Annotated in this window: 8 protein-coding genes; 4 read left to right on the top strand and 4 right to left on the bottom strand. The window is 40.2% G+C overall.

Annotated elements, in window-relative coordinates; translation table 11 throughout:
• Positions 1 to 2,772 (top strand): glycosyl hydrolase, encoded by a 2,772-nt coding sequence (locus BCL90_RS21230; RefSeq protein WP_121286979.1) that lies wholly within the window; start codon positions 1 to 3, stop codon positions 2,770 to 2,772.
• A gap of 114 nt (positions 2,773 to 2,886) precedes the next feature.
• Positions 2,887 to 4,089 (top strand): glycoside hydrolase family 28 protein, encoded by a 1,203-nt coding sequence (locus tag BCL90_RS21225; RefSeq protein WP_244214200.1) that lies wholly within the window; start codon positions 2,887 to 2,889, stop codon positions 4,087 to 4,089.
• A gap of 739 nt (positions 4,090 to 4,828) precedes the next feature.
• Here BCL90_RS21225 and BCL90_RS21215 read toward each other — a convergent pair.
• Entirely contained in the window at positions 4,829 to 6,499 is a 1,671-nt protein-coding gene (locus tag BCL90_RS21215; protein WP_121286973.1) for a GH39 family glycosyl hydrolase, read from the bottom strand.
• A 548-nt stretch (positions 6,500 to 7,047) separates the two neighbouring features.
• Here BCL90_RS21215 and BCL90_RS21210 point away from each other — a divergent pair.
• The gene (locus tag BCL90_RS21210; protein WP_121286971.1) at positions 7,048 to 7,323 is read left to right on the top strand and encodes a type II toxin-antitoxin system Phd/YefM family antitoxin; all 276 of its coding nucleotides are present in this window, start codon (positions 7,048 to 7,050) and stop codon (positions 7,321 to 7,323) included.
• 3 nt (positions 7,324 to 7,326) lie between these two features.
• Complete coding sequence (locus BCL90_RS21205; protein ID WP_121286969.1) at positions 7,327 to 7,602, top strand: Txe/YoeB family addiction module toxin; 276 nt, start codon at positions 7,327 to 7,329, stop codon at positions 7,600 to 7,602.
• Between the two features lie 66 nt (positions 7,603 to 7,668).
• On the opposite strand, the gene BCL90_RS21200 is transcribed toward BCL90_RS21205, so the two are convergent.
• The 3 genes from BCL90_RS21200 to BCL90_RS21190 form a co-directional block, all read right to left on the bottom strand.
• Positions 7,669 to 9,669 (bottom strand): RagB/SusD family nutrient uptake outer membrane protein, encoded by a 2,001-nt coding sequence (locus BCL90_RS21200; RefSeq protein ID WP_121286965.1) that lies wholly within the window; start codon positions 9,667 to 9,669, stop codon positions 7,669 to 7,671.
• 29 nt (positions 9,670 to 9,698) lie between these two features.
• The gene (locus BCL90_RS21195) at positions 9,699 to 12,776 is read right to left on the bottom strand and encodes a SusC/RagA family TonB-linked outer membrane protein (RefSeq protein WP_208529897.1); all 3,078 of its coding nucleotides are present in this window, start codon (positions 12,774 to 12,776) and stop codon (positions 9,699 to 9,701) included.
• A gap of 650 nt (positions 12,777 to 13,426) precedes the next feature.
• Entirely contained in the window at positions 13,427 to 15,076 is a 1,650-nt protein-coding gene (locus BCL90_RS21190) for a protein-disulfide reductase DsbD family protein (RefSeq protein ID WP_121286961.1), read from the bottom strand.
• Positions 15,077 to 15,088 lie beyond the last annotated feature (12 nt).

Here is a 15,088-nt window from a genome sequence, read left to right as displayed (position 1 = left end):
ATGCAATTAAATAGATTCTTTTCTGTTCTGCTGCTTAGTACATTGATTTTTAGTTTAGCTAAAGCACAAAAGCCTGTGAAAAAGACAGGTAGCTGGCCCGTTATCGAAAAGCAAATGAAACCCTGGACCCGCTGGTGGTGGATGGGAAATGCTGTAGACAAGCAGAATTTGAACCTTGTTTTAAAAAAATATGCAGATGCTGGACTCGGTGGAGTAGAAATTACACCGATTTATGGCGCCAAGGGTTTTGAAAAGCAGTATTTACAATTTTTATCGCCAGAGTGGATGGATATATTACACTATACGGTAAATAAAGCCAATACTTTGGGTTTAGGAGTAGACATGAATACAGGTACAGGCTGGCCTTTTGGTGGTCCGCAGATTAAGCCCGAAAATGCCGCCACCAAACTAATTACCCATCAATATACACTCAAGGTGGGAGAGAAGTTAACCGAAACCATTCAAGTTAAAGAAGCGAAACAGGATTTCGCGCAGTTACAGGCTTTAACCGCTTATGGGCCAAAAGGTGAGGTGCTCAATCTGCTTTCCAAAGTTCAGGCCGATGGAGCTTTAAGTTGGTCGCCAACGAGTGGCAGCTGGGATATTTATGCTGCATTTGCAGGTAAAACACGGCAAATGGTTAAACGCGCAGCGCCAGGGGGGGAAGGTTTTACTTTAGATCACCTCGATAAAAATGCAGTTGATGTTTACCTGAAAAGATTTTCAGATGCTTTTGGAGGAAAACCACAAGGCGTCCGGTCATTTTTTAATGATAGTTATGAAGTGTATGGCGCTACCTGGACACCAACTTTCTTTCAGGAATTTAAGAAAAATAGGGGGTACGACCTTGCGGCTCATATTAAAGAATTAACCGGTAAAGATTCAACAAGTGCAGATATTGCGCGTTTAAAATCTGATTACCGGGAAACCATGGATGAGCTTTTGCTCCATAATTTCACACAAAACTGGACCAATTGGGCACATCAGTTTAAATCGGTTACCAAAAACCAGTCGCATGGTTCGCCAGGCAATCTGCTCGATCTTTATGGAGCCGTTGATATTCCCGAAACAGAAACCTTTGGTTCTAGTTACTTTCCGATTCCAGGGCTTAGGCGTGATCCAGCGGATATCCGCAACGTAGATCCAGATCCGATGATGTTCAAATTTGCTTCTTCTGCAGCGCATACTGGCGGCAAAAAACTGGTTTCTTCCGAAACATTTACCTGGCTTACAGAACATTTTAAAACCTCGTTTTCGCAATGCAAACCAGAAGCGGAGCAATTGTTTTTGGCAGGAATTAATCACATTTTTTACCATGGAACCACCAATTCGCCAGCAAATGTGCCCTGGCCGGGATGGCTGTTTTACGCTTCGGTAGAAATGAATCCAAACAACAGTTTATGGCCACAGGCACAAGGATTGAATAATTATATAGCCCGTTGTCAATCTATTCTTCAATCAGGAAAGCCAGACAACGAACTATTAATTTATTGGCCAATTTATGATGTTTGGAACAAGGCGAAAGGTTTGGATATGGCCCTAAAAGTACATGATGTTGACGAGTGGTTACATCCAACGGCCTTTTATAAATTATCAAAAGATCTTTCTAAATCGGGTTATTCGTTCGATTTTGCATCCGATCGCTTGTTAAAGCAATCAACGGTTAACCATGCATTAATCAGTACCAACGCAGACGCTTCGCCATATCAGGTATTAATTGTTCCGCAATGCGAAATGATGAGCCCGGAAACGCTAGATCAGATGATAAAACTGGCCAGTAATGGAGCAAAAGTGATTTTTCAGGCACTGCCTAAAGATGCTCCAGGTTTACATAACCTGGAAGCCAGAAGAGCACAGCTAAAGGCTGATTTAGCAAAATTTATCTTTACGGATGGGGCAAATGGTATTAAACAATTTAAAGTTGGGACAGGCGTAATTTTATTGGCTGCGGATGTGCAAAAAGCATTAAATTCGATAAACATTAACAGAGAAACATTAACCGATACCGGACTACAGTTTATCAGGAGGAAAACAACAACGGGCAAATATTATTACCTGGTTAACCACAGCGCTAAAGACATTGATACCGAACTTTCTTTAAATGAAAGTGGACAGGTTTTAATCATGGATCCGCAAAGCTCGAATGTGGGTTTGGCGGCAATACTCGATAAAAAGGTTCGTGTACAGCTTAAACCGGGGGAGAGTTTGTTTTTAAAAGTTGAGCGTAATGGTACAATCAATACGCCCTGGGTTTATTTAAACAAAGCTACCAGTACTGTTAACCTCAACCAACCCTGGAATTTAGATTTTACTGAAGGTGGACCAGAACTTCCGGCAGATCAGCAGTTAGCTAAACTCGTGAGCTGGACTACTTTAAACGATCCTAAATTACAGGCCTTTTCTGGTACAGGTGTTTATACTTCAAGCTTTACGCTGAGTTCGAAAACCGCCAAAGAATATGTTTTAAAACTGAACCAGGTAGATGAGAGTGCACGTGTATGGATCAATGGACAGGAAGTGGGCATTTTATGGAGTATTCCTTTTCAGGCCCGTGTGGGTAAATATTTAAAAGCAGGACATAATACCATAAAAATTGAAGTGGTTAATTTGATGGCGAACCGGATCCGTGATATGGATATTAAAAAAATCCAGTGGCGAAATTATCATGAGATCAATTTTGTAGATATTAATTATAAAGATTTTGATGCTTCAGGTTGGAAGGTAATGCCTTCGGGATTAATCGGCCAGGTAAGCATTACAGCTTTCAACTAAACATATATTATTAACTCCGGCACGCGGAATTTTAAAACTTATACAAATAATATGCAATTTATCATCAAAAGACTCCTAATACTCAATTTGTTTACCTTCATTGGTATAAATGCCATGGCACAAGATTATATCATCACAAAATTTGGTGTAGGTACTGATAGCACTAAACTGAATACCAAAGCCATTCAAAGTGTAATCGATAAGGCTTACCAAAAAGGAGGAGGAACGATTGTAATTCCTAAAGGTGTTTATCTTAGCGGAGCACTCTTTTTTAAGCCTAAAACGAAGCTGTTGTTACAGGAAGGTGCTGTGCTTAAGGGCTCTGATGATATAAAAGATTATCCATTCATACCATCGCGGATGGAAGGCAGGAGCCTTAAATATTTTGCCGCATTGGTTAATGCCACAAAGGTAGATGGTTTTAGTATTTCAGGACCAGGCACCATTGATGGAAATGGCCTTAAATTCTGGAAAACATTTTGGGCACATCTCGATTCACTTAAAAAATTAGGAAGAGAATCTACAAATCTGGAGGTAAGCCGTCCGCGGTTAATTTTTATCTGGGGATGCAACAATGTGAATATTAAGGGGGTAAAATTGCGTAATGCAGGATTCTGGACTACACATTTATACCAATCTAACCATGTATTAATTGAAAATTGCGATATCCGTTCACCATTCAGGCCTGTAAAAGCCCCCAGCACTGATGGGATAGACATTGATTTTTGTAAAAAAGTAATCATCAGAAACTGTTATATCTCGGTAAATGACGATGCCATTTGTATTAAAGGTGGTAAAGGACCCGATGCACAGAAACTGCCAGAAAATGGCATTGTTGAAGACATTTTAATTGAAAACTGTACCATCGGCGAAGCACATGCTACCTTAACGATGGGAAGTGAGTGTATCCATGCGCGCAATATTACCATGCGCAACTGTAAAGTGGAAAATAACTGTCCCATTTTAAAAATGAAAATGCGTGGAGATACTTTTCAGCTTTACGAAAATATTACGGTAGAAAACATTACCGGGAAATGCGGTGCGATTATCGACTTAAATCCCTGGAAACAGTTTTTCGATTTGGCAGGCAGCACAGCAAAACCATTTGGTACAATCAAAAACATCAGGATGTCAAACATCAAAGTAGAAGCAACAAAGTTTGGCGAAATGGATGGGAACCCGGAAGATAAGGTATCTGGCTTTCTTTTTAAAGATTTGGAAGTAACTACCAAAACACCTTTTTTAAAAAACAGGCATCAGGATGTTAAAATTGAAAACGTAATAGTAAACGGAGCGCCATTGGTGGTTAAGCCTTAATCAAATTAATATTGTTATCTCTTGTGCTCCTTTCCAAACGAGTGCAAGAGATAGGATTACGATTATATCGTTATATACAATCGTTTTATTCGGTGAGCCACCGACCAGGGATGAGGTTCTCGACCATTTACCAATGACCGATTGCAAAGAACGGTCGTTATTCTCGCGTATGCCTATCGTGTGGACACAATTAATTCTACATTCTTCTATCGCTCTATGCCGCGGGGCATGGTACTTTGGAGCGCCAAAGTACCCAAAGCGCTTTGTCAATCCAGCAATGAGCCTTTTGCACAATCTCATGCGCATCAAAAAAACAGCGACACTTCGTTTAATCAGGTGTTGTGTGTGTTTTCTTTGGTCTGATTGAGCCCTGCGGGGTTTGTGTTCAATATTTTTTAAAATTAAATTATCGGTTATGAACACAAAACCACTGCTTTTCAGTTTGTTAGTGCTATTTTTACTGTTGTGCACCTGTTTTTTGATTTCCCCGGCTCTTGGGATTGACAGCGTCCTTGGTTAAAATCCGTGCTTTATTAAAGTTGGTTAGCAAAACGCCTATATCCTAAGTCTGTGTCTTCACAGAATGGAAAAAGGAATATTTAGTTGGTCTGTGAGGACAAAGACCACGGGAACTTTTATTGCTCGCGCTCGTTTCCAAACGAGTGCGTAAATAATATTACGATTATATCGTTATAAACGATTATTTATTTCCGTGCTTCCGTGGCAAAAAAACAAAATGTTACCAATCCAATTTCAGCAAAACTACTCCTTGCCGGGCTATTTCCATTTCAAAAGCACTACCAGTGGTGTCAAATTTTCTGGGTTTACCAATCATTTTAAGTTGCCCGGATTTCTCTAATGCAGCAATTTGTTTTGCATCTGGGTTTTGTGGTGAACCCATTTTTTTCCATTCTGAGTAAGAATTGCTGTTTTCTGTATCAATGCTATATTCTGTAACCATTACCGTTTTTGCGGGCAGTTTATTCAGCAGGATTGAAATAAGATCACCCGAACCCGTTTTATCCTCATCGTGATAATTCCACAACAGAACAGCAGCGGTTTTCTCAGCTTTAGTGGCTAAAACACCTATATCGGTTTGTGGTTTTCTGATGCTCGAATCCAAAATAGCATTTAAATTGTACATGCGGTTGCTTATGGCCTCAACACGGTTCCCTTTCATCTGGCCAAACATCCTGAATACATTTAAAACAGGTTTATCAACACCATTAGTCGCTAAATCTCGAAAGCCTGCAAACCAGGGCTGGTTTTCAAATTCGAACGACCAGGTAACAGCGCCCAACAGATTGATTTTATATTTATCCGTAAGTTCGTAAAGCCGGGCAAAAGAGGCTGCGGTATAGCTCGAATACATGGTGCCGTTTCGGTAGGTATTTTCGGGATTGGTACTCATGCCACAAGCAGCGCAACCTTCAGGATCAGATTCGCCGATGATAACAGGGATATTTTTAAGCTGGGGATATTTACTGATGATCTTATAATTGCCATCAATATTGCGGAGTTGAGTCCTTACATTCATTACTACGGTTCCATTAACCACATTTGGCGATCCTTTGGCATGAAAAAGTACGGCATCTAAAGGAGAACCGATTTTACCGGTTACATAATTGGTGTCGTTTAAGCAGTGTTTAATAAAAGCATCTAAATATTTTGTTCCTCCACCTGTTACATTGGCACCACCAATTTTTGCAGTGGGTAAGGCGCGTTTTAGTCCATCGGCAGCATAATCGTAAAGTTTAAAGAATTCGGCCTGTGCACCTTTCCAGTAAGCGCCATCGGGCTCGTTCCACACTTCCCAGTACCAGCTTTCTACCTCAGCCTTGCCATATCGTGCGACACAATGTTTTACCCACTCGTAAACCAAATTGCTCCATTTTTTATAATCTTTAGGGGGATATGCCCAGCCGGTTAAAATTTCATCATACCGGGCGCCTGGCTTCCATTTATGCTGATAAGGAAAAGGTTTGGTTGATAGCGCTTCGGGCATAAAGCCAATTTGCGCCAAAGGTTTCATACCTCTTTTTACGTAAGTATCGAAAATCTGATCAACAATTTTCCAGTTGTAAACCGGATTACCTTTGGCATCTTCTGTATAGGCATTGGTAGATCCCCATTTTAAAGCAGGAGTACCATCGCCAGAAGTTAGCAAGTTATGCGCACGTACATATACCGGAACCGGACTTAATTTAGAAAGTTCGGTCAATAACTTCTGACCATCTTTCATATAGGTGTAATTCGGTTCATCATAACCAAACCAGGCCCAAATGGGTTTCATGGGCGCTATATTCTTGTTGAAATTAACTTCGATGTTGGCTTTAGACTGCCCATTAACCGAATGGATGAAAGCGGTTAAACAAAAAAGCAGCAAGTAAGCTTTTTTAAATTTTTTCATATTGTGTTTTTAATGTCAATCTGAGGCGCTAATTTGTCTCCTCGAAGTGTCGTCATTTCGACCGCAGTGGAGAAATCTTTAAATTTCATTTCAATAACTTGGTTAAAAGATCTCTCCATTCCGTTGCACTTCAGTCGAGATGACGACCTTTCTATTAGCATCTGTCAACGGAACGTGCCTGTAAACTTCAGAAGTCTGCCTAAGGCTGCTCGTAAATTTCTGCTTCAATAATACTTAAATCACCCTTTAATTTGGTTTTAGTATGGTTAACGCCATCATCAGGTTTTTACCATTTACCTCTAGGCCAATATATGAGTTTTCTTTTTCTTTTCCTGAGCCCACTAACGGTATGATAATTGTTTTTCCTTGATTGCTTTGCAATTAGCTGTAAATAACCTAAACCTGATTGGAGTTGCCTTGGGAAACCAGTGGTGACAAAGTAGTTTAATTAATCTATTATTTATATGATGAAGATAAAAGAATAGCGATTACATTATTTGGTTTTTTGTGCATTATGATGTACATTTGATTGTACAAAATTAGTAAATATGAAAGCAGTAACCATTTCTTCGCTTAGAACAAATATGAAAGGCTATTTTGATGAGATAAGTGCTACGGAGGATGTTTTAATTGTTCCAAGAAATAATAATGAAGATGACGCTATTGTGGTTATTTCTATTAAAGAATATAATGCGCTTACCGAAACTGCACATTTAATGTCGACAGAAGCAAACCGCAAAAGATTAGAGAAATCTATGGAGAGCTTAAAAAACGGCAGAATGAAGCAATTTTCTTTAGAAGATGAAAAGTCAGTTGAGCTTTAAACAATGAATATATTATTTACTGAAGAAGCCTGGGAGGATTTTGAATATTGGATGGATAATGATGACGAAGCGGAAAGAAAAGTAAGGGCACTCCTGAAAGATATAACAAGAACACCATTTCATGGTTTAGGAAAACCTGAAGCTTTAAAGCATAATTTAAAGGGTTTTTGGTCGCGGCGGATTACCGGGGAGCATCGTCTGGTTTATCAAATATCAGGTACTAAAGGAAAAGATCAACAATGTGCCGTTATTCAGTGCCGGTTTCACTACAATAAATAATAATATCTAAACAAAAAAGAGCAATAAACCCGAAAGTAAATTGCTCTTTTTTAAGGCTTAGTTTGCTTACCAGCCTGGGTTTTGCATGGCCTGTTTTTGTTCAGGTGTTAATGCAGCTCCACCGCTCTTAATCACATCTAAGAAACTCTGAGGAATTGGGCGTAGGTAATGTTTGCTCTCTGAAGGTTTTGCCTCATCGTTAAAGGCAGTTGTTCTGGCAACCAATGTTTTGGTGCGTGCCAAATCTTCCCAGCGCAATAACTCGCCCATTAGCTCCCTGGAGCGTTCGTTTAAGATAAAAGCGGTAAACTTATTTTCCTGTGAGGTAGCACCAATTTTATCATAAAACTCTTTATTGGAGTTAAATATGTCAGCTTCGCTGTTTAAGTGCATACCGGTTAGGGTAGTGGCAGTTGTAGCGGTTAGGTTATTCGACTCGAAATAGCTGTTTTTATCAGAATATGAAACAAATTGCGCTGTGTTTGCAGCAGCATTGTTTTTATATGATGCGCCACCATCTACATAAACAGAGCGATCTTCACCTTCCTTATATGCAGCACGGTCCCTAACTTTATTTAAGTATGGAATGGCCTGCGCAAACTGGCCCATTCGTCCGTAAGCTTCAGCTGCAATTAAATAGGTTTCTGCCAGGCGGGCTAAAATACCATCCCGTTGACCAAATTGCGAGGCTACAGCATTTCTTGAACCATCCATAAATTTAGATAGAGCAACAAACTGACTCACACCATAATTTCCATGTCCACCCAAATAACTTTGAGTTTGGCCAGCAAAGTACCTTACATACATACTTGGTTTACGGCGACTAATATCGGTGGGAAGTGCAGGGTTTGCATTTGCAACTGCAGGTGTATACCTGGTATCGCCTGCATTATTAACGATATATAGAATAGATTCTTCACCGCCGGCAAATTTTGCTTTACCCACAAGATCTGGTGTTGGTGCTGTTCCTGCTGTCCAAAGTGGTGCTGCGGCAGGCCTGTTACATAAATAACGTGTTTTAAAACTTTTCCAGAATCTCGAGTCGTTTACACGGTCAAAAACATCGAGGGCATAATCTGTAGACCTTAAACGCTGGAATTCACGATCGCCAGGGATATCGCGTTGCATGCCTGGTAAATTTTGGTAAATAGACGGATAATACAGATGTACCTGGTTACCATAACGCCCCTGAGTAGCTGTATTGCCAGAGAACTGGGCGGCTAAAATGATTTCTTTGTTGGTTTCGTTTGTGCCATCAATGGTCGTGAAATTCCATAAATCGCTAAAGTTGGTAGCCAGAGTATGCTGACCGCTGTTAATCACCAGATCGGCATATTTTACAGCGTTCTGAAGATCGGCGGTTTTGGTATCACTATTCCAGGTATTGTTTATTTCGCTTGCACGGAATAAATACGCTTTTGCCAAAAAGTGTGCTGCTGCCCATTTGGTAATGCGGCCGGTTTCTGTTACTGTAGCCGGTAAAAAGTTATAAGCTTGTGTAAAATCTTGAATTATTTGCTCATATACCTCTTTTGCACTGTTCCTGGTAAATTCTTCCTGAATGAAATCCTGTGCTTCTAACCTCAACGGAACACCACCATATTGTTTTACCAGTTTGAAATAATCGAAAGCACGCATAAAATAACCTTCGCCCAGACGAGTGTTTTTGCTTGCACCCTGATAATACAATGGTACGTTTTTGATAAGAATATTCGCCGAATTTATGTTTTCGTACATATTATCCCATACACTGGCTACATCAGCATTAAGGGAATTCAAACTTGCGTCGTAAGAATTCCACATTTGTTCGGTTCTATCTCCACCAACTGTAAATTCATCTACTCCATAGTTGGTGGTAGTATATGCCCAGGTATAATTAAAGTGAAATTTTAAACTCTGGTACATGCCTATGCTTAAACCGTCGAGGCCATCAGTTGTAACAAAATCTGCAGTGGTACGGGCATTAACAACTTCTTCATCTAAGAAGCTTTTTTTGCAGGAAGTAGGGAAAATCATCAGTCCTCCTAATATTGCAGCACCCGATAATATATTTATAATCTTTTTCATGATCAATTTCTTTAAATAGCGATTAAGGATTAAAGGCTAACATTAACACCAAATACGACACCTCTGTTAAAAGTTGAGGTAACGCTATTGTTGGATGAGATGCCCGAATCAGGATCAATCCAGCCTACGTTAGAATAAATTAAACCCGGACTAATGGCTTGTGCATATACCCTTAATTTAGATAATGCTAATTTTTTGGCAATTTTTTCCGGGAAATAATAACCCAATGAGATATTTCTGATTTTTACGAAAGATCCATCCTGGTAGTTCATAGCACTTCGGTAAGGATCGCCGGCTGCACTTCCATAATTTGGTGCAGGATAATCGTTTGTTGGGTTGGTTGGTGTCCAATAATCAACCAAACGTTGGGCAAAACGGCCTTGTAGTGACTCGGCGCCCGTGGCAATCAAAAAATTATATCTTGCAATAATAAAGATAGAAAGGTCGAAGTTTTTATAATTAAAGGTATTGGTCATTCCGCTGGTCCAGCTTGGCGTGTAACTTCCTCTAATCATTCTATCGTTATTGGCGTCAATTTTATAATCGTTATTCAGATCCCTAACCCGGATGCTGCCTGGTTTAAAAGCGCTTGCTGCAGGCAGATTAGCATTAAACTTTGCCATTTCAGCTAAGTCTTCAGGTGTATTTTGCCAGATGCCATCTTTTACAAAATCGTAGGCTACTCTAACCCTTTGACCGATGAACAATAAACTACCAATTACATCGCCATTGGCCAGTTTAACCACCTTATCTTTACTTGCCGAGAAACTTAAGGTTGTAGACCAGTTAAAATCTTTGTTTTTTAAGTTTACAGTGTTCAGGGTAATGTCGATACCTCTGTTATGGGTTTCTCCAATGTTATCGAAAGATGAAGTATAACCATTTATTGAAGAAATGTCTTTCTGCAATAACAGGTCGGTGGTTTTAGATTTATATAAGTCTAGGGAACCGCCAACTCTTCCTTTAACTAAGCTAAAATCAAGTCCAAGGTTATATTGTAAAGTATGCTCCCATCCAAGCGCTTTGTTTGGTAAGGTAGGAGGACTAGCCAGTGATGCATCAGAGGCTACATATCCTGTTTGTACCGAACTACCATAAGTATAAGTTAAGGGCTGTAATTTACCTAAAGTTGTTCCATAAGAAATGGCCGAATTACCCACGCTACCCACACCTAAACGAAGTTTCAGTTGGTCTACCCATTTGATGTTTTTCATGAAATCTTCCTGATCTATGCGCCACGCAATTGCGGTAGAGGGGAAAAAGTCCCATTTGTTGCCTTCAGCCAATTGCGATGCACCATCCCAACGCGCAGATGCAGTTAACAGGTATTTGCTATTAAAGCTGTAATTAACTCTGGCCATGTAGGATACAAGAGTGTTTCTGCTCAAATCGGTACTAAAAGCATCCAGGCTAGGAATATTGGCTCCGCCTAAGCCATACCAGAGTGGGTTACTTAAAGGGATTTTAGTTCCCGTCATTGATGAACTCTCTTCTTTAAAGAGTGATGAACTCTGCAATAAAGTAACACCAAAGTTGTGTTTTTTTATTGTTTTATCGTAGTAAACCAGGTGATCCAGCGTATAGGCAAATCTGTTGTTTTGGTTAAGCTGAGCATAATTGGTAGAGCCTGATTCGCCCGCGCCACGATTGAATGATTTTGCATCCTGGTATCTTCCATTGTAGTTGTTGTAAAAATCAGGGCCAAAGTTAATACGGTACTTCAATCCTTTCAAAAGGCTTACTTCAGCATAAAAAGAGCCGATTGTTCTTAACACTTTACGTAAATTGATATTGTACTGATCTTCACCCACGGGATTTTGAATATTGATGTCTGCACCGGGTAAATTGATCCTGTTACCGTTTACATCGAAAGGTACAGCAACAGGTAGCATGCCTAGTGCTGCACCATACAAACTGCTCGGTCCGGTTGCATTACCTGTTGAAAATCCATAGTTCTGCAAGCCGTAAGATGCAGTAATGTTAGCCCCGAATTTAAACCACTTAACCGGATTCAGTTCTACACTTACCTTAGAAGTATAACGGTTATAATCCTGGCCAAGTTCTGTACCAATCTGGTTTAAGTAGCCAAATGAGGCATAAGCTTTTAATTTGTCTGTACCGCCACTGGCGCTTAATACATGGTCTTGCGTAATACCAGTCCGCGTAACCAGATCGGTCCAGTTTGTTGTAGGCACCAAGCTGCCATTGTAAATACCATTTTGCCAGCCTTGTGCAATGTTTGCCGTTACATAACTATCGTTAGGAAATATGCGGTTATCATCTGCTTGTGTTGGTATAACAGGATAAGTAGTGCTTGCCTGAGCTGCAGGATTTAAATAACCTACACGGCGGTAAGCATCGCGGCGGAATTCGATGTATTCGGCAGCATTCATCATCTGTGTTCTGTTCTGGATGGTTTCGATGGTTGCCGTACCCACATAATCTAAAGTTAACCTGCCTGTTTTACCTTTTTTAGTGGTAACCAATACAACGCCATTTGCTCCTTTTGATCCATAGATTGCAGTTGCGGATGCATCTTTTAAAATGTCGATACTTTCGATATCGTTAGGATTGATGGCTTCAATACCGCCTGCTGCAAATGGAATACCGTCTACTACGTATAATGGTGAATTGCTGGCATTTATAGATCGTACACCTCTGATTAAAATGGAGCCAACTTGACCAGGGCGCTCGTTTGAAGTAACATCAACCCCGGCTGCTTTGCCTTGTATGGCTTGTAATGCATTTTGTACCGGCCTTGATCTGATCTGTTCTGCACCCACGCTTACCACCGCGCCGGTTAAATCACTTTTTTTTACGGTGTTATAACCAACAACTACAACCTCATCTAAATCATTTGTGGAACTCTTTAATTGTATGCTGATCGTAGTTTTTCCATCTACGGGTACTTCTTGTGTGGCATATCCAATGTACGAAACCACCAAAACCGGGTTGCTCACCGTTGATGGAATAGTAATGGAGAAAGTACCATTGGCATCGGTAGAGGCTACAATAGTTGTACCTTTTACTTTTATACTCACGCCAACCAAGGTTTCACCTTTTTCGTCAACAATTTTTCCTTTCAGGGTAACGTCTCGTTTGCTCATGGAGATGTTTGTTGTGACTGACGAAAGTGCTGTTTTCAGATGGTTAGCATTTGCATTATTTGCGACACATAACATGCAGAGTGCAGACATGCTAGTGATCAGGATTGCCCTGTAGGAACAACCTCTTCGTCGCTTTAACTTTTCTGGATAAAAATTAAGACCCATAATTTAATTGGTTTTGTAAATATTTGGTTATTTGGTAATAGCATACCGGAGGTGCTGTGCTATCTGTTTTGAGGGTGTATGGTTAAGCAAGTAATCCATTGCATCTGGATGTATTACCTGGTACAAGATGAAAAATGAGTTAGTTTGGCTACACCTGGCTTTTCTTCTTATGTGCTTCGCGAATCTAAAATGGCGATAATGAGATCAGTAAATGCAAACGATTGCATTATGTTAGCGTAATTTTTCTTGCTCATATAGGTAATGATTAAAAGAATGGATTTATACTTGGTTATACGATGTTAGAACTTTTATTCGGCTAATCCGTCCTGTCCCATCCTGTAAGCGATACGTATTTGCAAAGATTAATGCTGAGGTATGTAAATGAGTGGATTTACCTGTGGAAAAAAAAAGGCAAAACAAAGGACAGACCATCCGGTACTGTCCTTCCATCATTAACTAAAATAAACGCTTTTATGTCCTATCTGTTAGTGGAAAGCGTTTAAACCACTTTTTAAGAATTTTTGGTAATTGGCTATTTCATAATCAGCACCTTGTGGTGGTGCCAATAGTGCTTCTGTTTTTGGATCAAGCAGTACATAAAAAGGCTGCGAATTTGACTGGAATTTCCTTGCTTGCAGGTCGCTCCATTTTTTACCAATGGTGCTGAGTTTTTTTCCTTCAGGTGTAACCGTTACATCAGCCGGAGCAAGTGCTGTTTTATCATCCACATATAACTGAATCAATACATAATCATTACTGATCATTTTATATACGTCTTTATCTGGCCAAACATTGGCTTCCATTTTTCTGCAGTTTACGCAGGCATGGCCGGTAAAATCAATGAGTACAGGTTTATTCAGTTTCTTAGCTGCAGCTAAACCTTCATCATAATCGAAATAGGCATTCAGCTTTAATGGTGCATGAAATTTATCAGCATATTTATGCGGACCATCATTTGTTGCAGTCGGTTTCCCTGCTAATAAATTGGCTGTATATAAATCGAAATCCTGTGTTTCCTGAGGTGGAAGAAAGGCTGAAATACTCTTTAATGGCGCGCCCCACATGCCCGGAATCAGGTAAATGGTAAAGGCCAATACTACAGTAGCCAGAAAAAGCCTGGGTACTGAAATAAATGCTAAAGGACTATCATGCGAAAACTTTAGTTTCCCCAGAAGATAAATACCCATCATCCCGAAAATAACAATCCAAAGGCTTAAAAATATTTCGCGGTCAAACCATTCCCAATGGTAGGCCAGATCTACATTGCTTAAGAATTTTAGGGCAAAGGCAAGTTCAAGAAAACCGAGCACAACCTTAACACTGTTTAGCCAACCACCAGATTTTGGTAGTTTGTTCATCGCAGACGGAAATAAAGCAAACAAGGCAAAAGGAATGGCCAGAGCCAAAGAAAAGCCAAACATACCAATTGCTGGCCCTAACAAAGCCCCCGTTGTAGCTGCTTGTACCAATAAAGTACCTATAATAGGGCCGGTGCAGGAAAAGGATACTAAAGCCAGTGTTCCGGCCATAAAAAATAATCCTGCAATGCCGCCTTTATCCGAATTGGCATCCATTTTATTTACCCATGAAGAGGGTAGGGTAATTTCAAAAGCACCCAAAAACGAAGCTGCAAAAACAACAAGCAATAAGAAGAAAAAGAAATTGAATATCCCATTGGTAGAGAGACTGTTTAAGGCATCGGCACCAAAAATTATGGTAACCAAAAGCCCAAGCACTACATAAATGAGGATAATGAAAAAACCATACAATGCTGCCCGCCTAAAGGCTTTCCCTTTTTCTGATCCTTTAGTGAAAAAACTTACCGTAAGGGGTAACATAGGGAAGATGCAGGGCATCAACAAGGCTGCTAAACCGCCAACAAAGCCTGCAATAAAAATCCCCCACAAAGTTTTGTGTTCTTCTTTTGGTGGCGCAACAGCTTGCTTAACAGTGGCGGGTGCTGCGGCTGCTATTTTGGCAACAGTATCTGGTGCTTTAATTGTGCTATCTGGTGCTTCCGGCTTTATCTCTGTAAAAGTGAGGTCGTCGGTGCCGGAGCTATCCTGTGCATATCCATTTAAGGATATGGCACAAACGAACAGCAAACCGAGACATATTTTTTTTAAGGATATCATAGTCTTGGTAAT

It is taken from the genome of Pedobacter alluvionis (genome assembly GCF_003664035.1).
GTDB classification, from domain to species: Bacteria; Bacteroidota; Bacteroidia; order Sphingobacteriales; family Sphingobacteriaceae; genus Pedobacter; species Pedobacter alluvionis.
The sequence above is the reverse complement of the archived record's forward strand: the minus strand, read 5'-3'. Positions and strand labels throughout refer to the sequence as shown.